Raw genomic sequence first — 25,553 nt, 5'->3', positions numbered from 1 at the left:
GGAGGGAAACACATGAAAAACCTGCTGAAATCCAGCGCCGCAGCCCTTGCACTGAGTGTTGCTGCCAACGCCGCCGCCGCCGAGGGCAAACTGGTGCTGTACCATTGGTTCGAATACATGCCGCAGGAGGTGCTGGACAAGTTCACCGCCGAGACCGGCATTGAGGTGACCATGGACACCTACGATTCCAATGAATCGATGCTGGCAACGCTGAAGGCCGGCGGAATGGGCACTTACGATGTGGCTGTACCGGGCGACTACATGGTCAGCATAATGGCGGGTGAGGGCCTGCTGGACACCATCGCTGACGGCGAACTGGCGAACAAGGGCAACATCGCCCCGGAATGGGCCGACCCCAGCTTTGACCCGGGCCGCGCTTCCTCGATCCCCTACCAGTGGGGCTCCACCTCTTTTGCGGTCAACCGGGACGCCTACAGCGGCGATATCCAGACCACTGCCATTCTGTTTGAGCCCCCGGCAGAGCTGTCGGGCAAGATCAACATGCTGGACAGCCAGGGCGAGGTGATGGCGATGGCCTCTCTGCATATGGGCATCCCGCAGTGCTCCACCGACAGGGAGCAGCTGAAGGCGCTGAATGCCATGCTGCAGAACGCCAAGCAGCATTGGGCGTCTTTCAACTCGGACACCGCCAAAGAGGTTCTGGTGTCAGGCGATGCGGCTGTCGGGCAGATCTACGACGGTTTCGCTGCCAAGGCGCGTGAGGAAGGCGCCAATGTGGAATACGCCTATCCGACCCAGGGCTATGTTGCCTGGATGGACAATGTTGTGCTGCTGAAAGACGCTCCCAACCGGGAAAACGCGCTGAAGTTCATGGATTTCCTGCTGGAGCCTGAAAACATCGCCGCAGTCACGAACTATGCGCAGTATAATGCTGGGGTGACCGGCGTGAGCGAACATCTCAATCCATCGCTGGCTGCGCAGCCGGAAAAGAACCCCCATGCAAATGCGGGTGAGGGCGTGTTCATCGAGGTCTGCAACCAGGAAACCCAAGCGGTCTATGATCAGATCTGGACCAACCTGAAGAAGTGATGCCCCTGTTTACGGCCAAGACAACTGCCCCGGGCCCTGAATGCCCGGGGCAGCATGAGCCGTAGATCCTAGCCTGAACCTCTGCCTCCGGAGCTGTTTCGCAGACGCTTGGAAAGTGCCTGGCGCCATAGCCAGTCCTGTTCAAGATTTAAATACGACTTTACAATACCTATTTTGTGATACATGAATGCGGCGTGCATGTATGGAGAGGTGCCATGAAGGATTCGCCGCACAAGCAGCCTTGGTTGTTCAAGGTGACAGCCGATGAGATTGCCTTGGTTGTCGCCCGTTTTTATTCCCGGGTCCGCGCGGATGCTGTTCTGGGGCCGGTGTTCAATGCCGCGGTCACTGACTGGCCGGAGCATGAGGCGCGCATCGCTGCCTTCTGGCGCGGGGCGATCCTGCGAGAGCCTGGATATTCGGGCAATCCAATGCAGGTTCATCTGGCCAATCCCAGGATCCAAACGGAGCATTTCACGATCTGGCTGGCCTTGTTCCGCGACACCGCGGAGCGGGAACTGAAGCCGGAGACTGCTAAGGCCTTTGCCGCCTTGGCAGACCGCATCGGCAAGGGGTTGTCCTACGGGCTGGAAAACTTCCGGCGCGAGGCGGATGCGCCGCCGGTGCTGACATGACCCGGGGTGCGTGTTGTGCGGAGGATAGCTGACATGCCCGAACCGCTGTACGCCAAGGCCCGGGTCATTTCAGAGCCGCCCGCCCGCGTGGTGCGGCGCTGGCTGGCGGCGGGCTGGACCGATCTGCGCGACAATCCCGGATACTCGCTGGCTTATGGCGCTGCGCTGGTGCTTCTGGGGTGGATCGCAATCTGGCTGCTGGCTGCAACCGGCACCGGCTGGATGCTGCTGCCGCTGCTGGCGGGCGGGGTGCTGGTCGGGCCTGTCGCCACGGTCGGCCTGTACACGGCGGCCCGCGGTCGGCGCGAGGTGGCCTCGAAAGGTCAGATCGCGCTGGTGGGCGCCATCCTGATGGTGTTTGCCCTGACCTGGATCCGGGCAGCGACGGTGCTGTTCGCCATCGTCTATGGCCTCAGGCCCTTTGCCGGCTTTGTTGAGACGCTGGTGCTGATGATCAGCACGCCGGCGGGCTGGGTGCTGCTGATTTCGGGGTCCTTGACCGGCGGTTTGTTTGCGGCGCTGGGGTTTGCGGTATCGGCCTTCTCCTTGCCGATGCTGGTGGAGCGCCGGATCGACGGTTTCTCTGCCATGGGGCTGAGCTTCAACGCCGCCACGCATAATTTCCGGCTGTCGGTCTGGTGGGGGGCGGCGATCACCCTGCTGACCGGGCTGGGAGTGCTGACCGGGCTGCTGGGGCTTGCGGTGATCTTTCCGCTGCTTGGCTACGCTACCTGGCATGCTTATGCGGATCTGTTTCATGGAGGCGGGAATGAGAGCTGACGCCATGGGACCGGGAGGCCAGGAAAGATTTCCTCTGAAAATGGAGTGTCCCGATGCTGGGTAGAGTTCCCTTGGAAGACACCGCCATCCTGTGCGCGCTGGGCCTGGTGCTGCTGGGCGGGCTGGCGATCCTGGGCTGGGGCGTGCCGGTTCCCTATGTGCTGCACGGATGGCTGATTGCGCTGGCGGCGGGATGGGGCGTCCTGTGGATGCTGAACCGGCTGGGTGATACCCGGGCTGAGGTGCCGCAGGTCTATAACGACCGGGTGATCCGCTTTGGCGTGGTTGCGGCGCTGGTCTGGGCCATCATCGGCTTTGCGGTGGGCGACATCCTGGCCTGGCAGCTGGCCTTCCCGGCGCTGAACGGCGATATGGCCTGGACCAACTTCGGGCGGCTGCGGCCGGTGCATACCTCTGGCGTGATTTTCGGCTTTGGCGGCAACGCGCTGATTGCCACTTCGTTCTATGTGGTGCAGCGCACCTCAAGAGCGCGGCTGGCCAGTGAAACCCTGCCGTGGCTGGTGTTCTGGGGCTACAACCTGTTTCTGGTGCTGGCCGCCTCCGGCTATCCGCTGGGCATCACCCAGTCCAAGGAATACGCCGAGCCCGAATGGTACGCGGACCTGCTCTTGCTGGTGGTGTGGCTGGGGTATCTGGCGCTGTACCTGAAAACACTGGCGCGGCGGGCAGAGCCGCATATCTATGTCGCCAACTGGTACTATCTGGCGTTCATCGTGGTGATTGCGATGCTGCACACGGTGAACAACCTCTCGGTGCCGGTCTCGATTGCTTACCCCAAGAGCTATTCGCTGTTTGCGGGCACCCAGGATGCGATGACGCAGTGGTGGTACGGGCATAACGCCGTTGGCTTCCTGCTGACCGCCGGCTTCCTCGGCATGCTCTATTACTTTCTGCCCAAGGCTGTGAACCGGCCTGTCTATTCCTACCGGATGTCGATCGTCGGCTTTTGGGGAATTACCTTCCTCTATCTCTGGGCCGGCTCGCACCATCTGCATTACACGGCGCTGCCGGACTGGGTGCAGTACCTCGGCATGACCATGTCGATCATCCTGCTGGTGCCGAGCTGGGCCTCGGTCTTCAACGGCATCCTGACCATCAATGGGGCCTGGGACAAGGTGCGCACCGACCCGGCGGTGCGGTTCATGATGGTGGCGGTGCTGTTCTACGGGCTGGCGACGTTTGAGGGATCGTTCATGGCAATCCGCTCGGTCAACTCGTTGAGCCACTACACCGACTGGACAGTGGGCCACGTGCATGCAGGTGCCTTGGGCTGGGTTGCCTTCATCACCTTTGGCGCGATGTACAAGATGGTGCCTTGGGTGTGGCAGCGCGAAGGCGTCTACTCCCTGAAGCTGGAGGCCTGGCACTTCTGGCTCGCCCTGTCCGGGACGCTGATCTACGTCGGTGCGATGTGGAACAGCGGTATTACGCAGTCGCTGATGTGGCAGACGTATGATGCCGACGGAGCCTTTCTCTACTCCTTCCTCGACAGCGTGGTGGAGATGCATCCCTACTATGCTGCGCGCGCGGTGGGCGGGCTGCTGTATCTGATCGGCGGCTGCATCGGCGCCTACAACATCTGGATGACGGTGAGCGGGCCGCGCAAGACCAAAACCCTGCAAGCGGGGCCAATCTCCAGCCAGCCCGCGGAGTGATCAGCCATGAGCACACAGCATCAGAAGCTTGAACGGAATTCCATCAGGTTCGCTTTAGCAATCCTGCTGGTGGCCTCGATCGGCGGCATCGTAGAGATCGCGCCGCTGTTCACCATCGAGAACACGGTGGAGGAGGTGGAAGGGATGCGCCCCTATACACCGCTGGAGCTGGCGGGGCGTGACATCTATGTCCGGGAGGGGTGTTATGCCTGCCACAGTCAGATGATCCGCACCCTGCGCTCGGACGTGGAACGTTATGGTCATTACAGCCTCGCGGCCGAGAGCATGTACGATCATCCGTTCCAATGGGGTTCAAAGCGCACCGGTCCGGATCTGGCGCGCATCGGCGGCAAGTATTCGGATGCCTGGCATGTGGCCCATCTGGAGGCCCCGCGGGAGCTGGTGGAGGGCTCGGTGATGCCGGGCTATGCCTTCCTGTCGGACACGCGGCTGGCGACCGGCCATCTGCCCGCAGCGTTGAAGGCGTTGAGCCGCGCTGGGGTGCCCTATACCGAAGCCCAGATTGAAAACGCAGAGAAGGACGCGGTCTGGCAGGCAGACTTCGAACAGAATTTCGAGGGCGAGCTGCAGGAAAGCTATGGCGCAAAAGTGCAGGTGCGCGATTTTGACGGCCAGCCCGGGCGGCTGACGGAAATGGATGCGCTGGTCGCCTATCTGCAGATGCTGGGAAGGCTTGCAGAGCTGGACACGCTGGACCCGGAGGAAAGCAGCCGATGACCCATGATGCCGTTCTTGTGTTCTCCAAGACCTGGGGGTTGGTGTACCTGCTGGTGGTGTTCCTGGCCGCCGTGCTGTGGACCTACTGGCCGTCGCGGCGGCGGATCTACGACGATGCGGCGCAGTCCCCGCTGGACGGGCGGGAGGATCAGCCATGGGAATAAGGGAAAGGGACCCGCTCTCTGGCACCGAGCTTACCGGCCACGAGTGGGACGGGATCAAGGAGATGGACACGCCGGTGCCCTGGGCCTCCCGCTGGGCGTTGTGGGCCAGCATTGCGGTTTCGGTGCTGTTCTGGCTGCTGTACCCGTCGTTTCCGCTGGTTTCCGGCTATGCCAAGGGGCTGCTGGGCTATTCCACGCGGGCGGAGGTGGCAGCTGCGGTGGATCAGGCAGAGGCGGAGCGGGCGCAGGCCTTTGCGCCGTTTCAGTCCGAGGACATTGCAGCGCTGGCGGCGGACCCGGCGCTTGAGGCGCGGTATGGCCTGGCGATCGGCAAGCTTTTTGCCGACAACTGCGCCGCCTGCCACACGACGGGGCTGACGGGGCAGGCCGGATTCCCCGATCTGACGGACGGGCATTGGCTGTGGTCCGGCAGTCCGGAGGAGGTCGAATACAGCATCCGTTATGGCATCAATGCGGCCCATGACGACACCCGGAGCGCTCAGATGCTGGCCTTTGGCGCCGACGGGATGCTGGACAAGGTGCAGGTCAAGCAGGCAGTGGAATTTGTTCTGTCGCTTTCGGCGCGCGCGCATGACGCTGAGCTGGCAGAAGCGGGCAGGGTGGTGTTTGAGGACAACTGCGCGGCCTGCCACGGTGATGACGGGCGTGGCGGCTATGAAAACGGTGCGCCTGACCTGGGGGATGACCGGTGGATCTATGGCGGCAGCCGGGGCGACATTTACCGCAGTGTTTACTATGGCCGGATGGGCGTCATGCCGGCCTGGGAGGGGCGGCTGAGCGATGCCCAAATCCGGATGCTGACCCTGTATGTGCTGTGGAGTGGCAATGATGCAGCGGACTGAGAACTCACAGTCTGAAGAGAACCCGCGCTTCCGCAGGATGATGTACCTGCTGATACTGGCGCTGCTGGCAGGCTACGCCGGGTTCAAGGCCTGGCACCTGTCCGTGGCGTTTGAAGCCTGGGACGGGCAGGTGCTGGAGGGCACTGTTTCCGGTGCTGCCAAGTGAAGAGGGGGTAAAACAGCAGCGGCCTTGCAGGCTGCTGCTGCCTATTTCAAGGCTTGCTCCGCTTCCAGCTTTCGGATCAGGTTCTTCATGCCGCGGTTTCCTTCCAGAACGTCCTTCAGGGTGCGGCTGTCGAGCGCGGCAAAGAAGGCTTCCTGCGCCTCAGACAGGATCGGCAGCAGCCCGCAGGCCGGTGTCATCACACAGCAGCCGCCGTCCTCTTTCATGCATTCCACCAGCGGCGTGCCGTGTTCGGATTTTCGCAGCAATGCGCCGATTGAAATTGCCTCGGGCCGCTTGGCCAGGCGCATGCCGCCGTTGCGGCCGCGGACCGATTCCACATAGCCCTCGTGTGTCAGCCACTGTGAGATCTTGGCCAGGTGGTTGAACGGCAGCTGCTGCATCCCGGCAATTTCGCGGGTGGTCATCAGCCCGTCCTCGTGGGTGGCGAGGTGGATCAGGATGCGCAGGGCGTAATCGGAAAACTTGGTGATCTGCATAAGCGTTGATCCCATAATTAATATGCACTGAAAAGACGTATTTTGTTGACATGTATTCGGGCGGTCCAATAATGGGCATTTGAAATACCTATTAAATGGAGGCAGCGCATGCAGCCAGTTGTTCTTTTTATCTCACTGATCCTGATGGCGGCGCTGTCAGCGGTCTTTGTTGCGGCGGCGCGGGCCTCGCGCGGTCCGGCGCCAGGGCCTGGCGCCAGCGCAAAACGCAGCGGGCTGATCTGGGTGATGACGATTTTGGGCGTGATCGTCTCCGTTGCCTCGCTGCGGGAGTGGCCGCATGCACTGGCCGGCACCGGTGATGCGCTGGAGGTGAATGTCAGCGGCGGCCAGTGGTGGTGGGACATCGACACCACGGAAATCCCGGCGGGCAAGCCGGTCAATTTCAACGTCACAACCGAGGACGTGACCCATGGGATGGGCATCTATGACAGCGATCTGACACTTCTGACCCAGGTGCAGGCGATCCCCGGCTACACCACGCAGATCACCTACACGTTCGAGGAACCGGGCAGCTACCAGATCCTGTGCATGGAGTTCTGCGGCGTGGCGCATCACGACATGGTCAATGAATTCGAAGTCATCGCGGCGGAGGGGTAAATGAGCACAGTATCCGAAAATTATGTGCCCGGGCATGCGGCGGCTGCGCCGCAGGCGGGGGCGGTCAAGCTGACGATGGTCCTCTCTGGTGCCGTGTTTGCGCTGATGATGGTCTTCGGCCTCCTCATGCGCGCGGCGCAGGGGCAGTGGATTGATCTGGACGCCGCGCTTTTCTACCAGCTGCTGACGGCACATGGTGCGGGCATGGTGGGCACTGCGGCGCTGTCTGGTGCGGCCATCATGTGGTACTTCTGCGGCCGCCATCTGGTGCTGTCGGGAGGCATTTTCTGGGCCTTCCTCGGCCTGTTCCTGCTGGGAGTGGTGCTGATCCTTGGCGCCATCTTCATCGGTGGCTACGGTGGCGCCTGGACCTTCCTGTTCCCTCTGCCGGCCCTGTCCGGCGGTGCTTGGGAGGCGGGAGCAGCCGCGGCCTTCATGCTGGGCTATACCGCTATCGGGGTGGGCTTTCTGCTGTATTACCTGGAGCTGGGCCGCCGGATCCATGCGCGCTATGGCAGCCTTGTACGGGCGCTGGGCTGGAACCTGATCCTGGGGCGCGAGGATAATGATCCGCCGCCGCCCGCAATCGTAGCTGCCGCCGCTGTGACCATCTTCAATTCGATCGGGATTATCCTGGGAGCGGCCGTTCTGGTGGCGAGCCTTGTGCATCTGCTGGTGCCGGGGTTTGAGGTGGATGCGCTGCTGGCAAAGAACCTGATTTATTTCTTCGGCCATGTCTTCATTAACGCCTCGATCTATATGGCTGTGACAGCTGTTTACGAGATCCTGCCGGAATACACCGGCAAGCCGTGGAAATCGAACCGGCTGTTTGCAATTGCCTGGAATGCGGTGCTGATCTTTGTGATGGCGGTCTACTGGCACCACCTTTTGCAGGATGTGGTCATGCCGCCCTGGATGCTGGTTGTGGGGCAGCTGGTCTCCTACTTCAGCGGCATTCCCCTGATTGCTGTCACCGCCTTTTCCACCTTCCTTTATGTGCGCGGCTCCAAGATGACCTGGGACCTGGCGTCGTCGCTTCTGGTTCTGTCAGTTGCAGGCTGGTCGGTGGGGTCGGTTCCGGCCTCCATTGACGGGATGATCAGTGTCAACAAGGTGATGCACAACACCATGTGGGTGCCGGGGCATTTCCACACTTACCTGCTGCTGGGGGAGGTGGCGATGGCCTTTGGTTTCATGGCCTGGCTGGTGCGCGGCAAGACCATCTCGCAGATGGACGGTTTGGACCGGGCGGCCTTTGTTACCTACCTGGCGGGTGCCGCAGGGTTCGTGACTGTGTTCCTGTTCTCCGGTGCTGCCTCGATCCCGCGGCGCTGGGCGGTGCACTATGAGGAATGGCTGGCCCACGACCGCATTGGCACCCTGTTCGGCGGGCTGGTTGTGCTGGGGACGCTGGTCTTTGTCCTGCGCTTTGCGGCGCGGCTCGGGCGGCGCGAAGGCTGATGGCCGCCCGCTTTCTCCCTTCGGTTCTCGCCGCCGTGGCCGGCGGCGGGATCCTGTGGCTGGCCACGGACGGGGCCCGGGCCTTCACCAGCGAAGCGGCGCGGCGGCTGGATGTTCTGCAGTCGCCTCGCAAAGTGCCCGAAGTGCTTCTGGAGGATATGGCCAGCCGGCAGGTGCCACTGCTGCCGCAAGCGGGTGAAGTTGTGCTGGTTGAGTTCATCTACACCGTTTGCGGCGATATCTGTCAGACCGCGGCGGCGGATTTTGCCGGGATCCGCGACCACCTGCAGGCGCAAGGGGTGCAGGCCCGGCTGCTGTCAGTCAGCTTCGACCCGGAGCGGGACACGCCGGAGCAGATGTCGATCTATGGAGATGCCCATGAGGCTGATGGGATCATGTGGACCATCGCACGGCCGTCGCAGAAAGATCTTCCAGGCTTGTTGAAGCTGTTTGATGTGACGGTCATTCCGGACGAATGGGGCGGGTTTCAGCATAACGCAGCGATTCATGTGATCAACGGCGATGGCCGGTTTTCAGCGGTCTATGACACGGATGCTGTGCAGGCAGTGGTTGCCTATCTTGGGGAGGCGCAGCCATGAAGATGACCGTCCTGGCCCTGCTTGCCGCAGCTGAGGCCATTGCCCTGCGTCAGGCAGCAGAGGCCAGCCCGATCCAGCATGTGCTGGTGCAGATGCCCTTGCTGGTGCTGGCGGGCGTGCTCATCAGCTGGGATATGCGCGGGCGGCGTGTTTGGGCGGTTCCGCTGCTGCTGACCGCTCTGACGGCCTTTCTGTTCTGGATGCTGCCGCGCAGTGTGGACTGGGCGCTGACGCCAGCCGGGGAGACCGCCAAATACCTGAGCCTGCCTTTGCTGCTTGGCGTGCCGCTGCGGCTGAGCTGGCCGTGGCTGGCTCCCGTTCTGCGCGGCTTTCTCAAGGCCAATGCGCTGTCGATGCTGGGGGTTTTGGGGTTCCTTTACACCCATGCCCCCTTGCGGATCTGCAATTCCTACCTGGTGTCTGCCCAGCAGGATCTGGGATTTGCCTTTCTTCAGCTTGCCGTGGTGCTGGCCTGCATTTGGGCTGTCCCGGTTTTGTTCGGACATCCGCGCTGGCTGCCGTCAGGCAGCGCCGGATGTTCCAAATGCGGAGCATGACGTGACATGACCTATGCCGAGACGGTCCTGAACTTTGCATATCTGGCCCGGCAGAAAAGCCTCCACCTGCGCACGGATCCGCTGGCCTTCCTGATCCTGGCGCTGAAGGCAGGTGCCTTTGTCGGGGCCGGAATTCTCCTGATCTTTTCGGTGGGGCAGGGCGTGGAGGGGGCTTTCCGCCCGATTGTCATGGGCGCAAGTTTCGGTATCGCGCTGACGCTGGTGGTTTTCGCCGGTGCTGAGCTGTTCACCGGCCACACCATGTACATGACGCAGGGCCTGCTGACCGGCCAGACTTGCCTCGGCGACCTGCTGCGCTGCTGGGCGGCCAGCTGGGGCGGCAACCTGGCCGGGGCGCTGCTGCTGGCGGCCGTGTTCACTGCGGGCGGCGGCGGGCTGATCCTGGGCGCAGGCGAGGATGCACTGCTGTACAAGGTGGCAGCGAAGAAAATGCATGGTTCTGCGCTGCAGCTGTTCGCCAAGGCTGTGCTGTGCAACTGGCTGGTGTGCCTGGCCTTGTGGAGCGCGGCACGGGCCAAGGACGACGTGACCAAATGCATCATCATCTTCTGGTGCCTCTATGCCTTCATCGCCGCCGGTTTCGAACACAGCATAGCCAACATGACGGTGTTCTCGGTGGCGCTGATGTCGGATCACCCGGACAGCATCTCTCTGGCCGGTGCGGCCCGTAACCTCGCCTTTGTCACCTTGGGCAACACTTTCTCCGGCGCGGTGATCATGGGCTGGGGTTACTGGCGCGCGGCTTCCCGCCCGCATGTGGACTCCGCTGTGAGTTCCGGATCTGCAGCAAAAACCGGCTGAAAGGGTTCAAGGCGAAAACTTCAAGCTTGATCCGGCGCGCCTCCCAAGCCTTTTCCGGTGGCGAAAAGCAGCAGTGTGCGGGCTGGAGCTGCGGCTCCACGCGGTTTCAGAAGGCGTCCCGTCCGGCGCTCGAATAAGCATTTCTTGTAGAGAGAAAGTGGCAGCCCGTAGGGGAATCGAACCCCTCTTTCCAGGTTGAAAACCTGGCGTCCTAACCGATAGACGAACGGGCCACTCTGTGTGTGAGGCGCTGTTTACTGATTGCGTGGTGCGTGCGCAAGAGGCTTTTTGCAGAAATACGAATATTCTCAGCCAGGCGGGCTGGCACGCTAAATCCGTATTAAAAAACGGAAAAGTCCACAGTGATGCAGCCGCCGCCATGGTTTCCGGCAAAAAGCGCAGTGGCGTTCTTCGTTTAAGCGGCGGTTTTGTCTGTCTGTCCGCGAAGGATCAGGGCCAATCAATCATTTTGACGCTTTTGCGGATTCGCCGCAAATACCGTGCTGATGCGGGATTGCAGCCGACTATAGGCAAGGGACGCGACGGGCGGCACACAGGCCAATCCGCCCGGCGTCATGATTTGACGGAAACCCCGTCAGCCAGAAGCGCGGCTGCGGGCCATATGGTGCTTGCGAACCACGCGCAAGCCCGGTTTTCTGCAACTCCGGCACGGCAAGCGGATGCAGAGCCCCAGGTGCTCCCAAACTCTTTACTTGCAAGACAACTGGCTTCGCCCTGCCGATTTTCAGCAGGCCTGCTTTTTTGCCCAAAAGACCTCTTGCGAGAGACCGCCGAAGGATGGTAAGCGCGGTTTCACAGCTCGGCGCCCCTATAGCTCAGCTGGTAGAGCAACTGATTTGTAATCAGTAGGTCCGCGGTTCGAGTCCGTGTGGGGGCACCATCATTTCAGCTAACACATTGGTCTCGTTTGTGCTTTTGCGCAGGGCTTGTGGCGTGCTTTACGCCTGAGACCAACTCGGCAGTCCTGTCATTGGGGAAGATGGCGGTGCAGCTTGTGCTGATCCTGAAGGGCTTCAGGCGGTTTTCCTTGGATTGCGGGTTCACTGTGGAAAGGACTGCCTGCGGTCAGTGAGGGGTGCGGTGCGGCCGGGCGAGCACTGGATTGCCCATCCGGCCATGGCCGCGTGGAGGACCGGCAAATACAGGTAAAGGCAGCAGGGAGAGAACGCACTGCGGCGGGTTATGCGAGCCGGGCTAAATCTGCAGTTCTGTTTCATGCGGGCGGAGCCCGTATGCTGAAGAGCGCAGGTGCTGCCGGGTCACTGCCGGGGCTGGCCGTTGCGGCCGAAGGTCAGGCTTTCCGTGCTCAGGTCGTCATAGGTGACTTCAACTGCGATCTGCTCGATCGAGCCCAGCGGATAGCTGCGGTAGGGCAGGCCATCCTCTTCCTTGATCATGTTGGGAAAGCCTTCGTCCAGATGGCAGTCCGGCAGCGGCCATATTTCCGGCGGCTGGCCGTTCACCCCCAGCTTGACCTGCGCCAGGCCGCAGCGCCAGGACCAGAGGTGGGTCACATAGAGCAGGTCCTGGCCGTCGAATTCACGGACATGGATCCAGTTGGCCTGAGTCGCGGCCAGGATCGGCTTGACCTCCAGGGCGGTGGTGAAGCGGCCTGTGGCCTCCTGCGGTTCTGCGGCCAGGGCATTTTGCACGGCGGCGGGTGCTGGCGCGGCGGCCGCGGTTTCCGGTGTGCCGCCGTCTGTGCCGGGCTGTGCGGAGGCGGCAATAATGGCCAGGATCACATCAAACATCGTCTCTCTCCCCTAACGGCGCCTTTTGCGTCACAAGGCGTCCCGAAATTTCCAATGGCCGGTTGCGCGGCAGTTTGCCGGCTTATAGCTAGCTTAGCAGGCAAGTCTCTTTGCGGCCTTAACGCGCAGTCCTAACCGCCGGGTGGCGGCGGAAAACGGGGAAAACAATGGCAAATGCCCCCTTCAATGTGATGATCGCCGGCCAGGCGGGCCGGCTGCAGTATGAGGCGCTGCTGTTTGCAGCTTCGCTGCGCCGCTGCTCGCCGGGGTTTGCCGGGCGCCTGTTCGTTGCGGTGCCGCAGACAGGGCCGCTGTGGGACAGGGATCCCGGCATCCGCAACCCGGATGTTCTTCAGGCCCTTGCGGATCTGGATGCGGAGATCCTGCCGTTTGAAAGCAAGGTGTTCGGCGTTGCCTACCCCTATGGCAACAAGATCGAGGCGCTGCTGGCGCTGCCTGAGGGGGAGCCGTTTGTGTTCTTCGACACCGACACGCTGATCACCGGTGAGCTGGCGAAGGTGCCGTTTGATTTTTCCCGCCCCTCGGCGTCGCTGCGGGTCGAAGGCACTTGGCCCAAGCCGACGCTCTACGGGCCGGGATATGCGGGGATCTGGCAGGCGCTCTATGACCGCTTCGGCCTCGACTTCCAGTCCAGCCTCGACCTCAGCCAGCCGGATGAATACTGGAAACGCTACCTTTATTTCAACGCGGGCTACTTCTACAGCGCCTGCCCGCGGGTGTTTGGCGCGCGGTTCCTGGAATATGCGCAATCGGTCAGGAATGATCCGCCGCCGGAGCTGGTGGGGCAGAGCCTCGATCCCTGGCTGGATCAGGTCGTGCTGCCCTTGGTGATCCACTCCCTCGGCGGCGGCCGGGACGCTTTGCCAGCAGGGTATCTCGACGGCAAAACCAGCTGCCACTACCGGCTGTTCCCGCTGCTCTATGCGCGCGAAAGCGACCATGTGGTCGAAGTGCTGCACGAGGTCGCCGCACCGAACCGGATCAAGAAGGTGCTGAAGGGATACGAGCCGATCAAGCGCATGGTCTATCAGGGCCGCGGCGAGAAGGTGCGGGCGCTGTTTGACCGTGAAAACCTGCCGCGCCGCGAGCAGGCGATCCGCAACAAGATCAAGTCCGAGGGGTTCTGGATGCGCTGAGCCGCATCATCCCTGAAGCACCCGTTCGATGCTGCGGGCAAATTGCAAGAGCCGCGCATCTGTTCCCTTTGGTCCGGTAATATGCAGCCCTGCCGGCATCCCGTCAGCAGATTGGCCAAAAGGGATCGAGATCGAGGGTAGCTCCATCGGCGGCGTCAGCGTCACCGTGCGCCAGTCCTCGGTGATCACTCCGTCGCGCAGGTCAGCGGAAAACGGCATCCCCGTCGCGGTGGGCCAGAGGGCGAAATCGTAGCGTTCAAAGAAAGCACAGACCTCTGCCCAGACCCGGGCGCGGGTTGCCTGATAGGCGATCAGCTCTGCCAGGCTGCGTCCCTCGGCCTGGGCGCAGGCAGTACGGAAACTTTCCCCCGCCAGCGCCATGTCCGGTTGCAGCGCTGCACGTATCTGCAGCGCGCATTGGCCGCGGATGACGTCCTGATGCGCCATCAGCGGCTCCAGCGGCGGCGCGTCTTCTGCGGTCTGCCAGCCAAGGCCGCGGCAAAGAGTTTCCGCCTGGGCAATTGCCGCCTGCACGGATGGCTCTACGCTGGCCCCAAAGGGGGACAGCGACAGAGCCACGCGTCCGGTTTGCCGGGCCGGGGGATCCTCCAGGCCCCCCAGCCGCGGCAGGCTTTGCCAGAACCCCAGGGGCTGGCAGGCCGCATTGCCCTGCATCACCTCCAGCATCAGCACCAGATCACGAACGTTCCGCGCCATCGGCCCCGGCACCGACAGCCCGTCAAAGGGTGCCGGGTTCGGGCCATAGGGGATCAGGCCGGAGGTCGGGCGCATCCCGACAACGCCGCACCAGGCGGCGGGCGTGCGGGTGCTGCCGCCAAGGTCGGAACCATCGGCCAGTGCCGCCATGCCTGCCGCCAGCGCTGCTGCCGCACCGCCTGAACTGCCCGCTACCGATTTCTGGGGGTTCAGCGGGTTGCGGGTGGTGCCCGCGACCAGATTGGTTGTCTGGCCGGACAATGTGAACTCCGGTGTATTGGACTTGCCGGTGATCACCGCGCCTGCGTTCCGCAACCGGGCGACATGCAGCGCATCATAGTCCGGCACATGATTTTCAAAACTCTTGGACCCCCAAGTGGTGCGCAGCCCCTTGGTTTCAAAGCAATCCTTGATGGCAACCGGCAGACCGTGGAGCGGGCCCGCAAACTCCCCGCGTGCGGCCATCGCATCCAGCTCCGCCGCCCGTTCCTCTGCCGCGTCCCAGTCCAGGGTGACAAAGGCATTCACGGTGGCCTCCCGCGCCCCGGTCTGTGCCTTGTGGGCTGCCAGTACCTCGCGGGCGCTCAGCTCACGCGACCGCAGTTTATCCGCCATGTCCCCGGCGGTAAGCGCTGTGATATCGGTCATTCGGCAGGTCTCCCGGTCGAGGCGGCGGCGGTGCTGCCATGACCCTAGGGAGCCTCTGCACTGCGCTCCTTCCTGAAACCGTCCTGAAAACCGCCTGCCAGCGACCTTGCCGCGGTCAGCGGCGCAGCCAGCGGTGGACGGCGCGCTTGGCTTGGCCGCAGGCTCCGTCCAGATCAGCACCCTGTGCCAGCAGGCAGGCGATGGCGGTGGCGAGGCTGCATCCGGTGCCGCGTTTCGAAGCAGGCAGCCGCTGCGCCGAATAGCCCCTGACGGCCCCTTGCGGCGTGAACAACACGTCGGTGCTTTCAGTTCCAGTACCATGCCCGCCCTTGACCAGCACCGCCTGTACGCCTTGGCCCAGCAGGGCTGTCGCTTGCGTCTCAAGCGGCCCATCAAAACCGGCGAGCACCTCAAGTTCAGCCAGGTTCGGCGTGATTAGCGCAGCACGGTGCAACAGGGCGCCAAACCCGCCTGCGTCCATCAAAGAGCCTCCGGAGCTCGCCTTCAGGACCGGGTCCAGCACAATGGGCAGCCCTGCTGGCAAGGCGGCCTCCACAGCCTCTGCCGCGGCGGCAGAACCCAGCATGCCGATCTTCACGGCCCCCGGCGCCGGAGCTGTTGCCAGCGCAGCGGAAAGCTGATCGGCCACACCTTCGGGCGGGCAGGGGTGAATACCCAGAACCGCCTCGTCGGTTTGCACGGTGACGGCTGTCACCACCGGACGGACAGTCACGCCCAGTTCCGCGGCCATCGCCGTATCCCGCGTCAGCCCCGCACCGCCGCTGCTGTCGGTGCCGCCGATGGCCAGAATGATTGTCATGTTCCGTCCCCGGCCGCCAGCAAGGCCAGATCACTGTATCCCGCCTGCTGCAGATCCCGCGCCGCGCCCCAGGCCCGCAGCCCGCTGCGGCAGCACAGCACAATCCGCCCCTCGCGCGGCAGCCCGGCGGCGGGCAGATCCGTGCGGGCGATCCGCAGGGCCTGCGGCACCGCCGGTTGCGGTGCCTCTGCCGTGTCCCGCAGTTCGACCACCGTGTCACCGGGCAGAATTTGCGCGGCTGAAACAAAGGGCAGGGTATCCTCCGGTTCCTCAGCCCCGTCAAAGCGGAAGGAACTTACCTGCAGATCCTCCAGCCGGAAGACAAACAGCTGCCCCAGCGGCGAGGGCTGATGACCCAGCAGCGCCTTCAGCACGAGTTGCGCCTGCAGCGCGCCGATCATGCCGACCACCGGCCCCATCACCCCGGCGGTTGCGCAGGTCGCGGCCTGTGCGGGCAGGTCCGGGAACACCGCCCGCAGCGACGGCGCACCACCGCAAAAACCGCCTGCGTAGCCCGATTGCCCCAGCGCGGAGGCTGAAATCAGCACTTTGCCCTGACGCAGGCATTCATCCGACAGGATATAGGAGACCGCAAAACTGTCCGCGGCATCCACCACCAGATCGGCCGCTGCCACCATCTGCTCTGCGTTGGCCGCATCGAGGCGCAGGGCCTGTGCTGTGACCTGCAGGCCAGGATTGGCTGCCAGCACGTGCCGCCGGGCCGCCTCTGCCTTGGGCGAACCGATGTCCGCAGCGGAATAGAGCACCTGCCGGTGCAGGTTGCTCTCCTCCACCACGTCGCCATCCATCACCGTGATCCGGCCCACACCGGCGCCGCCCAGGTATTGCAGCACCGGACAGCCCAGCCCTCCGGCGCCAACCACCAGCACATGGGCGCGGGCGAGGCGTTCCTGCCCCTCTGCACCCACTTCCGGCAGGATCACCTGACGCGCATAGCGGCTCATGCGTCTTCTTTGATCCGGCAGGCCTGCACCCATTCGCGGGTGCGGGCCTCAGGATCATCGGCCAGCTGGATGTCCGTCACCACCGCCGCGCTGTCGGCGCCCGCGGAAAACACCCCCGGCAGCCGCTCCGGCGTCAGCCCGCCGATGGCAACCAGTGGGGTCTCTCCCGCCATTTGCTTCCAGCGCGTCACCCGTTCCAGTCCCTGCGGCCCCCATTTCATCTTCTTCAAGAGCGTCGGATAAACCGGTCCCAGCGCTACATACTCCGGCCCCAAGGACAACGCGCGGTCCAGCTCTTCTTCGTCATGGGTCGACAGGCCGAAGCGGACCCCCTTGCGGCGCAGCGCGGCGAAATCGGCGCTGTCCATATCCTCCTGCCCCAGGTGCACAAAGCCGCAGTTCAGGTCCAAGGCCGCCTGCCAGTAGTCATTCACCACCAGCTGCGCATCATGCACCGCGCAGAAATCCCGCGCCCGGGCGATCTGGCGGCGCACTTCAGCCTCCGGCTGATCCTTGATGCGCAACTGCACCAGTTTCGCGCCTTGAGGAACCAGCAGCTCCAGACGGCCGACATGACCGACAATCAAATAAAACCGTTCCATCATGAAAACTCCGCCATTCCCAGAACAGGGGTTGAGGGCACCGCCATGTCGCGCCGCTCCATCGGGTCGGCGGCAAAGCCGGCACGGCCTGCCTCAACCGCCAGCGCCATTGCACGGGCCATCCCGGCGGGGTCGCCGGCCTTGGCGACCGCAGTGTTCAGCAGCACCGCATCCATGCCCAGCTCCATCGCCTGGGCCGCGTCCGAGGGCCGCCCGATCCCAGCGTCCACAATCATCTGCACGCCCGGAAAATGCGCCCGCATCGCCCGCAAGGCATCCGGGTTGCGCAGCCCCTGGCCGGAACCGATCGGCGCGCCCCAGGGCATCAGCACCTCGCAGCCCGCCTCCAAGAGCTTCTCCCCCACCACCAGATCGTCGGTGGTATAGGGGAAGACCTGGAACCCTTCGCCGCTCAGCACCCGCGCGGCCTCCACCAGACCAAACACATCCGGCTGCAGCGTGTCGGAATGGCCGATCACCTCCAGCTTGATCCAGGGCGTATCAAACAGCTCCCGCGCCATACGGGCAGTGGTCACCGCCTCCTGCGCCGAATGGCAACCGGCCGTGTTCGGCAGGATGCGGCAGCCGGTCTTCTGCAGCTCCTGCCAAAAGGCGGTGCCGGATCCGTCGGCGGTCTCCCGGCGCAAGGACACGGTGATGATCTCCGTGCCGCTTGATTTCACCGCCTCTGCCAGCACCGCAGGAGACGGGTATTGCGCCGTGCCCAAGAGCAGCCGAGAGGTGATCTCTGTTCCGTAAACTCTCATCTCAGCCTCCTTGCATCGGGGCCAGGACTTCCAGGCAGTCGCCCGCGGCCAGCTGCACCTCTGCCCGCTGGCTACGGGCAACAAACGTGCCGTTCAGCGCGGTCGCAACGGCGGAACTGGCAAAGCCGAGCTCCTGAAGGGCAGATTGCAGGTCACTTGCCGAAACTTCATGCGGTTTGGCGTTCACGATGATCTTCATCTGATGTCTCCGGTAGCAGGTGGTCCGCGGCCTGCTGCGCCATCGCGGGCGCCAGCAGAAAGCCATGACGATAGAGGCCGTTGAGGAAAAGCGTGCCGTCCTGCTCCACCAGCCGCGGCAGGTTGTCGGGGAAGGCCGGGCGCAGGCCCGCGCCGGTCTCCACCACACTGGCCTCGGCGAATCCCGGGTGCAGGGCAAAGGCCGCACTCAATAGTTCACTTAAGGACCGCAGAGTAATGGCACGGTCCGAGCTGCTCTCGATCATGGTGCCGCCGATCATGAAATGCCCGTCGCCGCGGGGCACCAGATAGAGCGGCATCCGCGGGTGCAGCAGACGCAGGGTGCGGCAGATCTCCACCTCCGGGCAGTGCAGGATGGCCATCTCGCCGCGCACCGGGCGCAAACCGGGCAGCGGAGCCGCCATGCCGGTGCAATCCAGCGTGATGCGGGCCGGGGCAGGGGTGCCGAAACGGATTTCCACCCCCAGTTTCTGTACCTTCTCAGTCAGGTCGCGCAGCGCCCGCCGCGGGTCCAGATGCGCTTCCTGCTCAAAGAACAGTCCTTGTGCAAACCGCCGCGCCAGCGCCGGTTCCAGTGCGACAATCTCCGCCCCGTCCACGCCCCGGTGGCCCGATGTGCGGCGGGCAAAGCGGGTCAGCTCTGCCCGGTCGCGGGCAGGCGCCACCACCAGCGTGCCGTGCCTGTGGACCGGGGTGATCTTGGCCCACCAGCCGACGGAGCGGCTGCCGAGGGTGATCACTTCCTCCTCGGCGCTTTCGCGTTCGCACCAGGGCGCCAGCATGCCACCCGCAAAGCGTGCGACACTGCCGGCGCCGGGCGCCCCGCTCCGCTCATAGACGGTGACCACCGCCCCGCGCTGCGCCAGTTCATAGGCGCAGGCGAGACCGGCAAGGCCCGCGCCTGCGATGGTGATCATTCGGCCGGTTCCACAGCTTCGGCAGCAGGCACATAGAGCTCGCCGCCCTCGCGGAACTTGGCGGCCATCGCCTCCATCCCCTCTTTCTGCGCCTCGGCGCGGATGTCGTGAGATATCCGCATGGAGCAGAATTTCGGTCCGCACATGGAGCAGAAATGCGCGACCTTGTGGGCCTGTTTCGGCAGGGTCTGGTCGTGGAACTCGCGCGCGGTGTCGGGGTCCAGCGACAGGTTGAACTGATCTTCCCAGCGGAACTCGAAGCGGGCGCGGGACAGCGCATCGTCGCGGCGCTGGGCGCCCGGCAGACCTTTGGCGAGGTCGGCAGCATGGGCCGCGATCTTGTAGGTGATCACCCCGGTCTTCACATCGTCGCGGTCGGGCAGGCCCAGATGCTCCTTCGGCGTCACGTAGCACAGCATCGCGCAGCCGAACCAGCCGATCATCGCGGCCCCGATGCCACTGGTGATGTGGTCATAGCCCGGCGCGATGTCAGTGGTCAGCGGCCCCAGCGTATAGAAAGGCGCCTCGTGGCAGCACTCCAGCTGCTTGTCCATGTTCTCCTTGATCTTGTGCATGGCGACATGGCCAGGCCCCTCGATCATCACCTGGCAGTCCTTGGCCCAGGCGATCTTGGTCAGCTCGCCCAGGGTTTCCAGCTCTGCAAACTGCGCTTCGTCATTGGCGTCCGCAATGGAACCGGGGCGCAGCCCGTCGCCCAGCGAGAAGGACACGTCATACTGGCGGCAGATGTCGCAGATTTCCTCGAAATGCTCATAGAGGAAGCTCTCCTTGTGGTGATGCAGGCACCACTTCGCCATGATCGACCCGCCGCGTGAGACAATCCCCGTCACCCGGTTCACCGTCATCGGCACCATGTGCAGGCGCACGCCCGCATGGATGGTGAAATAATCGACGCCCTGTTCCGCCTGTTCGATCAGCGTGTCGCGGAAAACTTCCCAGGTCAGGTCCTCAGCGATGCCATTGACCTTCTCCAGCGCCTGGTAGATCGGCACGGTGCCGATCGGGACCGGCGAGTTGCGCACGATCCATTCGCGGGTGTTGTGAATGTTGCGGCCCGTGGACAGGTCCATCACCGTGTCGGCGCCCCAGCGGATCGCCCAGACCAGCTTGTCGACCTCTTCCTCCATCGAGGAGGTCACGGCAGAGGTGCCCATGTTGGCGTTGATCTTCACCTTGAAATTGCGGCCGATGATCATCGGCTCGATTTCCGGGTGGTTGATGTTGGCGGGGATGATGGCGCGGCCCGCGGCGATTTCCTGGCGCACGAATTCCGGCGTCACGTAGTCCGGGATATTGGCACCGAAGTCATTGCCGTCGCGGTTTGCATGACAAGGCGACAGCTCGCGCAGCTGGTTTTCGCGGATCGCCACGTATTCCATTTCGGGGGTGATGATACCGGCACGGGCATAGGCCAGCTGGGTCGGCGCCTTGCCGTCCTTGCCGCGCAGCGGGGCAGGCTTCACCGGGAATTCAGGCGTGAGACGGTCGCCCTCGACAAACCCGTTGTCCTCGGGCTTCACGTCGCGGCCCTGATAGCTTTCGACGTCGCCGCGCGCCTCGATCCACTGGCGGCGCAGGGCGGGCAGGCCCTCACGGATGTCGGTCAGCACCTCCGGATCGGTATAGGGGCCGGAGCTGTCATAGACCGGCAGCGGCGCCTCGCCCGCGGTGGGGTGGGTGGAGATCTCGCGCATCGGCACGCGGATGTCCTCATGGACCTCGCCGCTGACGTAAATCTTGCGCGACGCGGGCAATGCGCCCGTGGTGATTTTCGGGTTGGGGACGTTCATCTGGTGTTCCTCCGGGCCTTCGGTTCAAAAACACCAATTGAGCCGGGACGGAGGAAAACGGGCAGGGGGGGTGTACAGCCGGTGTACAGCCGGTGCACGCATGCTGCCTGTCCGAAACACCGCTTGCCGCCGGGGCGCCGTGCGCTGCTTCTTGCTTCCTACGCCAGTATCAACTGGGTCAGGTTCAAAGGGTCGCGCCGCCGGTCCGGGATGCCCCGCACCATGACGCCTCTCAGTCCCTTGGGCGGGACTCCCCTGCGTGCCTATAGGGCTAGGGGAGGTACGGGGTTTGCGTCAACCGGAATCTTTGTAGATTATTTTTTGGTATTAAAATCAGTTTCATATTGGCCTTATTGGCGCGGCATTGGGGCAAATCGCTGCAGCGCAGCTTTGATGCTTGATTGGCGGTCGCAAAATTATCTATAAAACCGGAAACGCCATCCGCGCATGGCCAACAGGTATAGAGAACAGGAGACAGCATGCTGGACGCTGCACCCATCCGCACCGACTGGACCCGCGAGGAAGCGGAAGCGATTTACAACAAGCCTTTCATGGACTTGCTGTTTCAGGCGCACACCGTGCACCGGCAGTATTTCGACCCCAATCAGGTGCAGAAATCCAAGCTCCTCAGCATCAAGACCGGCGGCTGCGCCGAGGATTGCGCGTATTGCTCGCAGTCAGCGCGCAACGGCGCGCAGCTCTCGGCCTCCAAGCTGATCGAAGTGCAGCGGGTGATCGCCGAGGCCAAGAAAGCCAAGGAAGGCGGCGCGACGCGCTATTGCATGGGTGCCGCCTGGCGCTCGCCCAAGGACCGCGACATGGCGGCGCTGGAAGCGATGGTGCAGGGTGTCAAGGATCTGGGCATGGAAACCTGCATGACCCTCGGCATGCTGGACGAGGAGCAGGTGTTCCGCCTGCGCGACGCTGGCTTGGATTACTACAACCACAACATCGACACCTCGGAGCGCTACTACTCCGAGATCATCACCACCCGCACCTTTGCCGACCGTATCGACACCCTGAACCGGGTGCGCGAAGCAGGCATCAAGGTCTGCTCCGGCGGTATTGTTGGTATGGGTGAAAAGCAGCTGGACCGTATCGACATGATGCTGGCGCTGGCCACGCTGGAGGTGCACCCGGATTCGGTGCCGGTCAACATGCTGATCCCGATCGCTGACACGCCGCTGGCCAATGTCGAGAAGCTGGACCCGATCGAATTCGTCCGCTCGGTGGCGCTGGCCCGCATCCTGATGCCGAAGTCCCACGTGCGTCTGTCAGCAGGCCGCACAGATATGTCGGATGAGATGCAGGCGATGTGCTTCTTTGCCGGTGCCAACTCGATCTTTGTCGGCGACACGCTGCTGACAGCGGACAACCCCGAAGAGGACAAGGACCAGCAGCTGTTCGACCGTCTGGGCATCACCGCCATGGCCGCGGGCTGCGACGGCAGCCGCTGATGGCGGGCGCCTTCCCGAGGCATGAGAAATCGCTGGAAGCGCTGCGCACGCGCGGACGCTACCGGCAGCTGATGCCGCGGGACGGGCATGACTTTGCCTCCAACGACTACCTCGGGCTGGCGAGCAGCGATGTTCTGCGCGCCGCCGCCGCAGACGCGCTGACGCGCGGGGTGCCGGTGGGGGCAGGCGGCTCGCGCCTCTTGCGCGGCAACGACGCAGAACATCAGCTGCTGGAGGCTGAGGCAGCCGCGTTCTTCGGCACTGAGGCCGCGTTGTTCATGGGCGGCGGCTTCAACGCCAACCAAGCGATCTTCTCCACCCTGCCGCAGCAGGGCGATCTGGTGCTCTATGACGCGCTGATCCACGCCAGCACCCATGACGGGATGCGGCTGGGCCGGGCCGAGACACGCAGTTTTGCCCACGGAGACGCTGAAGACGCCGCAGCGGTTCTGAAATCCTGGCGTGCTGATGGCGGCGAGGGTCAGATCTGGATTGCGGTTGAGGCGGTCTATTCCATGGACGGAGACCTAGCCCCGCTGGACGCACTGATGGCGCTGGCAGATGCCGAAGGCGCCGTGCTGGTGGTGGATGAGGCGCATTCCTCTGGCGTGTTCGGCAACCTGGGCTGCGGGCTGGCGCATGAAATTGCCCACCGTCCGAATGTTTTGTCCCTGCACACCTGCGGCAAGGCACTGGGTGCTTCGGGCGCGCTGATCTGCGGCCAGCGGGTGTTGATCGAGACGCTGATCAACAAGGCGCGCGGGTTTATCTTTGCGACCGCCCCCTCGCCGCTGAACGCGGCGCTGGTGCGGGCGGCGTTGCAGGAGCTGCAACAGAACCCGGGCCGCCGTGAACAGGCGTGGCAGGGGATTACCCACGCCCAACGCGAGGCCAAGCGCCTGTGCGGGCTGGAGGGTTTCCAAAGCCAGATCCTGCCGGTGGTGATCGGCGACGACAAACGCACCATGGTGCTGGCTGCAGCGATGCAGGGCCGCGGCTACGACATCCGCGGCATCCGCCCGCCGACAGTGCCGCGCGGCACTTCGCGGCTGCGGTTGTCGATCACGTTGAACACGGCGGCAGGGGTCATCACCCAAATGTTCGAACACCTTGCCCGGGAAATGGAGACCAAGCCATGAGCGCGCTGATCGTCACCGGAACCGATACCGGCATCGGCAAGACCATCTTCTCGGCCGGCCTGGTGCAGGCGCTGGGCGCCACATATTGGAAGCCTGTGCAATCCGGGCTGGAGGAGGAAACCGACAGCCAGATTGTGTCCCGCCTGTCGGGCCGCCCGGCGCTGCCCGAGGGCTACCTGCTGCAGCTGCCCGCCTCGCCGCATCTGTCGGCAGAGGCCGAAGGCGTGGAGATCGACCCGAATTCGCTGTCTTTGCCTGAGGTTGATGGCGTGCTGGTGGCCGAAGGCGCAGGTGGGCTGATGGTGCCGCTGAACCGCAAGGTGCTGTATCTCGATCTGTTCGCCCGCTGGCGCGCGCCGGTGATCCTATGCGCCCGGACCCAGCTGGGCACGATCAACCACACGCTGCTGTCGCTGAAAGCCCTGCGCGATGCGGGCTGCCCGGTTGCGGGCGTGGCCTTCATTGGCGACGCGGAACCGGCGGTGGAGGAAACCATCTGCCAGTTCGGCCAGGTGGCGAATCTGGGGCGGCTGCCGCTGCTGGGCGAACTGACCTCTGACGCGCTGGCCGTAGCGTTCCAAGCCAGCATCCGGGTGGACCTGATCAAGGAGGCCTTGGCCGAAGGAGAGATGGCATGAGTGCCGCGAACCTCACCCAGCTGGAATTCGACCAGCAGCACCTTTGGCATCCTTACACTAACGTCGCCAAGCCCGGCCCGACCTTCGTTGTGAAGGAAAGCGAAGGCATCTACATCACCTTGGACGACGGCACCCGGCTGATCGACGCCATGTCGTCGTGGTGGTGCATGATGCACGGGCACAAAAACCCGGCGATCACCAAGGCGATTCACGATCAGCTCGACACTATGCCGCATGTGATGTTCGGCGGGCTGACCCATGATCCGGCCATCGACCTCGGCCGCAAGCTGTTGGAGATCACCCCCGAAAGCCTCACCCGCATCTTCTACTGCGATTCAGGGTCTGTCTCGGTCGAAGTGGCGATGAAGATGGCAGTCCAGTACCAGCACGCGATCGGCCAGCCGGGCCGCAAGGAGTTTGCCACCATCCGCTCCGGCTATCACGGCGACACCTGGAAGGCGATGAGCGTCTGTGATCCGGACACCGGCATGCATCACCTGTTCCAGGGTGCGCTGAGCGTGCAGCATTTTGTGTCCCGCCCGCCGGTCCGCATCCATGAGGACTGGGATGATGACCCGGCGCAGAACGGCCTGGGCGAGCTGCGCGCGGTGCTGGAAGCCAACGCGCAAAAGATCGCCGCCTTCATTCTTGAGCCTGTGGTTCAGGGCACCGGCGGCATGTATTTCTATCACCCGGAATACCTGAACCAGGCGCGTGCGCTCTGCGATGAACTGGGCATCCTCTTGATCTTCGACGAGATCGCCACCGGTTTCGGCCGTACGGGGGAGCTGTTCGCAACCAATTTCTGCACTGTCGAGCCGGACATCATCTGCCTCGGCAAGGGGCTGACCGGCGGCCATATTTCCTTTGCCTGCACCATGACCAACGACCGCGTGGCGGAAGGCATCGGCGGCGGCAACCCCGGCCTGTTCATGCACGGGCCGACCTATATGGGCAACCCGCTGGCCTGCGCCGCGGCTAAGGCCTCGCTGGACCTGCTGACGGGGCAGGATTGGCGCGGCAGGGTGGCGGCTATCAGCGAACAGATGCAGGCCGAACTGGCCCCGGCCTGCGATTTGCTCAACGTTGCGGACGTGCGGGTCTTGGGCGCCATCGGCGTCATCGAGATGAAGCACCGCGTCTCGGCGGATGAGGCACACGCGCGGGCCCATGAAATGGGCGTGTTCCTGCGCCCCTTCGGAACCAACATCTACACCATGCCGCCCTTCATCACCTCGCCGGAGCAGCTGAGCGAGATCACCGCAGGCATGCTGCGGCTGGCACGGGAGCTGTAAACC

29 protein-coding genes, 2 tRNA genes and 1 riboswitch are annotated in these 25,553 nt (G+C 63.6%); of the genes, 20 read left to right on the top strand and 11 right to left on the bottom strand.

The features are described 5' to 3' along the window. Positions 1-12 precede the first annotated feature (12 nt). The 8 genes from N6L27_RS05155 (at position 13) to N6L27_RS05120 (ending at position 6,072) form a co-directional block, all read left to right on the top strand. Complete coding sequence (locus N6L27_RS05155; RefSeq protein WP_271906039.1) at positions 13-1,050, top strand: extracellular solute-binding protein; 1,038 nt, start codon at positions 13-15, stop codon at positions 1,048-1,050. A gap of 215 nt (positions 1,051-1,265) precedes the next feature. Next, positions 1,266-1,685: a group III truncated hemoglobin gene (locus tag N6L27_RS05150; RefSeq protein WP_271906038.1), complete on the top strand. Its 420-nt coding sequence runs from the start codon at positions 1,266-1,268 to the stop codon at positions 1,683-1,685. A 33-nt stretch (positions 1,686-1,718) separates the two neighbouring features. After that, positions 1,719-2,465, top strand: coding sequence for a DUF2189 domain-containing protein (locus N6L27_RS05145; RefSeq protein WP_271906037.1), 747 nt, complete (start codon positions 1,719-1,721; stop codon positions 2,463-2,465). A gap of 53 nt (positions 2,466-2,518) precedes the next feature. Then, positions 2,519-4,141, top strand: coding sequence for a cytochrome-c oxidase, cbb3-type subunit I (gene ccoN / locus N6L27_RS05140; RefSeq protein WP_271906036.1), 1,623 nt, complete (start codon positions 2,519-2,521; stop codon positions 4,139-4,141). A gap of 6 nt (positions 4,142-4,147) precedes the next feature. Continuing rightward, a complete protein-coding gene (ccoO, locus tag N6L27_RS05135) occupies positions 4,148-4,879 on the top strand; it encodes a cytochrome-c oxidase, cbb3-type subunit II (protein WP_271906035.1) in 732 nt (243 codons plus the stop codon). Then, the gene (locus N6L27_RS05130; RefSeq protein ID WP_271906034.1) at positions 4,876-5,043 is read left to right on the top strand and encodes a cbb3-type cytochrome c oxidase subunit 3; all 168 of its coding nucleotides are present in this window, start codon (positions 4,876-4,878) and stop codon (positions 5,041-5,043) included. The genes ccoO and N6L27_RS05130 overlap by 4 nt, the downstream gene beginning before the upstream one ends. Beyond that, on the top strand, positions 5,034-5,906 hold the full coding sequence (gene ccoP / locus N6L27_RS05125; RefSeq protein ID WP_271906033.1) for a cytochrome-c oxidase, cbb3-type subunit III: 873 nt from the start codon (positions 5,034-5,036) through the stop codon (positions 5,904-5,906). The genes N6L27_RS05130 and ccoP overlap by 10 nt, the downstream gene beginning before the upstream one ends. Then, the gene (locus N6L27_RS05120) at positions 5,893-6,072 is read left to right on the top strand and encodes a hypothetical protein (RefSeq protein ID WP_271906032.1); all 180 of its coding nucleotides are present in this window, start codon (positions 5,893-5,895) and stop codon (positions 6,070-6,072) included. The genes ccoP and N6L27_RS05120 overlap by 14 nt, the downstream gene beginning before the upstream one ends. A 41-nt stretch (positions 6,073-6,113) precedes the next feature. Here the strand turns inward: N6L27_RS05120 and N6L27_RS05115 are convergent, their stop codons facing one another. Continuing rightward, positions 6,114-6,584, bottom strand: coding sequence for an RrF2 family transcriptional regulator (locus tag N6L27_RS05115; RefSeq protein ID WP_271906031.1), 471 nt, complete (start codon positions 6,582-6,584; stop codon positions 6,114-6,116). A 93-nt stretch (positions 6,585-6,677) separates the two neighbouring features. Here N6L27_RS05115 and N6L27_RS05110 point away from each other — a divergent pair, with 93 nt between their 5' ends. The 5 genes from N6L27_RS05110 to N6L27_RS05090 are packed head-to-tail and all read left to right on the top strand — an operon-like array spanning position 6,678 to position 10,626. After that, entirely contained in the window at positions 6,678-7,187 is a 510-nt protein-coding gene (locus N6L27_RS05110; protein ID WP_271906030.1) for a cytochrome C oxidase subunit I, read from the top strand. Continuing rightward, on the top strand, positions 7,188-8,648 hold the full coding sequence (locus N6L27_RS05105; RefSeq protein WP_271906028.1) for a cbb3-type cytochrome c oxidase subunit I: 1,461 nt from the start codon (positions 7,188-7,190) through the stop codon (positions 8,646-8,648). Beyond that, positions 8,648-9,247 (top strand): SCO family protein, encoded by a 600-nt coding sequence (locus N6L27_RS05100; RefSeq protein WP_271906027.1) that lies wholly within the window; start codon positions 8,648-8,650, stop codon positions 9,245-9,247. The genes N6L27_RS05105 and N6L27_RS05100 overlap by 1 nt, the downstream gene beginning before the upstream one ends. Then, on the top strand, positions 9,244-9,804 hold the full coding sequence (locus N6L27_RS05095) for a hypothetical protein (RefSeq protein WP_271906026.1): 561 nt from the start codon (positions 9,244-9,246) through the stop codon (positions 9,802-9,804). The genes N6L27_RS05100 and N6L27_RS05095 overlap by 4 nt, the downstream gene beginning before the upstream one ends. Before the next feature lie 6 nt (positions 9,805-9,810). Continuing rightward, positions 9,811-10,626: a formate/nitrite transporter family protein gene (locus N6L27_RS05090; protein WP_271906025.1), complete on the top strand. Its 816-nt coding sequence runs from the start codon at positions 9,811-9,813 to the stop codon at positions 10,624-10,626. Positions 10,627-10,784: 158 nt separating this feature from the next. Here the strand turns inward: N6L27_RS05090 and N6L27_RS05085 are convergent. Next, positions 10,785-10,859: transfer RNA gene (locus tag N6L27_RS05085), tRNA-Glu, on the bottom strand. 5 nt (positions 10,860-10,864) lie between these two features. On the opposite strand from N6L27_RS05085, the gene N6L27_RS05080 reads away from it, so the two are divergent. Next, positions 10,865-11,431 (top strand): hypothetical protein, encoded by a 567-nt coding sequence (locus tag N6L27_RS05080; protein ID WP_271906024.1) that lies wholly within the window; start codon positions 10,865-10,867, stop codon positions 11,429-11,431. A 20-nt stretch (positions 11,432-11,451) separates the two neighbouring features. Beyond that, positions 11,452-11,527 (top strand) — tRNA-Thr (locus tag N6L27_RS05075). A gap of 379 nt (positions 11,528-11,906) precedes the next feature. On the opposite strand, the gene N6L27_RS05070 is transcribed toward N6L27_RS05075, so the two are convergent. Next, complete coding sequence (locus N6L27_RS05070) at positions 11,907-12,398, bottom strand: hypothetical protein (protein WP_271906023.1); 492 nt, start codon at positions 12,396-12,398, stop codon at positions 11,907-11,909. Between the two features lie 167 nt (positions 12,399-12,565). Between N6L27_RS05070 and N6L27_RS05065 the strand changes: the two genes are divergently transcribed. After that, a complete protein-coding gene (locus N6L27_RS05065; RefSeq protein ID WP_271906022.1) occupies positions 12,566-13,555 on the top strand; it encodes a hypothetical protein in 990 nt (329 codons plus the stop codon). 6 nt (positions 13,556-13,561) lie between these two features. Here N6L27_RS05065 and N6L27_RS05060 read toward each other — a convergent pair whose 3' ends face one another. From N6L27_RS05060 to thiC, 8 genes are all read right to left on the bottom strand, one after another. Further along, on the bottom strand, positions 13,562-14,920 hold the full coding sequence (locus N6L27_RS05060; protein ID WP_271906021.1) for an amidase: 1,359 nt from the start codon (positions 14,918-14,920) through the stop codon (positions 13,562-13,564). 115 nt (positions 14,921-15,035) lie between these two features. Beyond that, complete coding sequence (thiD, locus tag N6L27_RS05055; protein WP_271906020.1) at positions 15,036-15,740, bottom strand: bifunctional hydroxymethylpyrimidine kinase/phosphomethylpyrimidine kinase; 705 nt, start codon at positions 15,738-15,740, stop codon at positions 15,036-15,038. Further along, positions 15,737-16,705 (bottom strand): ThiF family adenylyltransferase, encoded by a 969-nt coding sequence (locus N6L27_RS05050; RefSeq protein WP_271906019.1) that lies wholly within the window; start codon positions 16,703-16,705, stop codon positions 15,737-15,739. Before N6L27_RS05050 ends, thiD begins: the two co-directional genes overlap by 4 nt. Beyond that, complete coding sequence (locus N6L27_RS05045) at positions 16,702-17,307, bottom strand: thiamine phosphate synthase (protein ID WP_271906018.1); 606 nt, start codon at positions 17,305-17,307, stop codon at positions 16,702-16,704. The genes N6L27_RS05050 and N6L27_RS05045 overlap by 4 nt, the downstream gene beginning before the upstream one ends. Then, the gene (locus N6L27_RS05040) at positions 17,307-18,074 is read right to left on the bottom strand and encodes a thiazole synthase (RefSeq protein WP_271906017.1); all 768 of its coding nucleotides are present in this window, start codon (positions 18,072-18,074) and stop codon (positions 17,307-17,309) included. The genes N6L27_RS05045 and N6L27_RS05040 overlap by 1 nt, the downstream gene beginning before the upstream one ends. A gap of 1 nt (position 18,075) precedes the next feature. Beyond that, a complete protein-coding gene (gene thiS, locus N6L27_RS05035) occupies positions 18,076-18,273 on the bottom strand; it encodes a sulfur carrier protein ThiS (RefSeq protein ID WP_271906016.1) in 198 nt (65 codons plus the stop codon). Beyond that, positions 18,242-19,210, bottom strand: coding sequence for an FAD-dependent oxidoreductase (locus N6L27_RS05030; RefSeq protein ID WP_271906015.1), 969 nt, complete (start codon positions 19,208-19,210; stop codon positions 18,242-18,244). Before N6L27_RS05030 ends, thiS begins: the two co-directional genes overlap by 32 nt. Continuing rightward, positions 19,207-21,021 carry a phosphomethylpyrimidine synthase ThiC gene (thiC, locus tag N6L27_RS05025; RefSeq protein ID WP_271906014.1) on the bottom strand — a complete coding sequence of 605 codons (1,815 nt, stop codon included), beginning with the start codon at positions 21,019-21,021 and terminating at the stop codon, positions 19,207-19,209. The genes N6L27_RS05030 and thiC overlap by 4 nt, the downstream gene beginning before the upstream one ends. 138 nt (positions 21,022-21,159) lie before the next feature. Next, a riboswitch (TPP riboswitch) is annotated at positions 21,160-21,288 on the bottom strand. A gap of 212 nt (positions 21,289-21,500) precedes the next feature. Here thiC and bioB point away from each other — a divergent pair. Genes bioB through bioA form a run of 4 tightly spaced genes read left to right on the top strand, consistent with a single transcriptional unit; the run spans position 21,501 to position 25,550 of the window. Next, entirely contained in the window at positions 21,501-22,478 is a 978-nt protein-coding gene (bioB, locus tag N6L27_RS05020; protein WP_019294655.1) for a biotin synthase BioB, read from the top strand. Then, entirely contained in the window at positions 22,478-23,617 is a 1,140-nt protein-coding gene (locus N6L27_RS05015; RefSeq protein WP_271906013.1) for an 8-amino-7-oxononanoate synthase, read from the top strand. Before bioB ends, N6L27_RS05015 begins: the two co-directional genes overlap by 1 nt. Then, positions 23,614-24,255, top strand: a complete 642-nt coding sequence (gene bioD / locus N6L27_RS05010) for a dethiobiotin synthase (protein ID WP_271906012.1) — start codon at positions 23,614-23,616, stop codon at positions 24,253-24,255. The genes N6L27_RS05015 and bioD overlap by 4 nt, the downstream gene beginning before the upstream one ends. Then, positions 24,252-25,550: an adenosylmethionine--8-amino-7-oxononanoate transaminase gene (gene bioA / locus N6L27_RS05005; protein WP_271906011.1), complete on the top strand. Its 1,299-nt coding sequence runs from the start codon at positions 24,252-24,254 to the stop codon at positions 25,548-25,550. Before bioD ends, bioA begins: the two co-directional genes overlap by 4 nt. The last annotated feature ends 3 nt before the right edge of the window (positions 25,551-25,553 follow it).

The sequence above is a fragment of the Leisingera sp. SS27 genome, assembly GCF_028368855.1.
Taxonomy (GTDB): Bacteria; Pseudomonadota; Alphaproteobacteria; order Rhodobacterales; family Rhodobacteraceae; genus Leisingera.
This window is presented reverse-complemented; position numbering and strand designations above follow the sequence as displayed.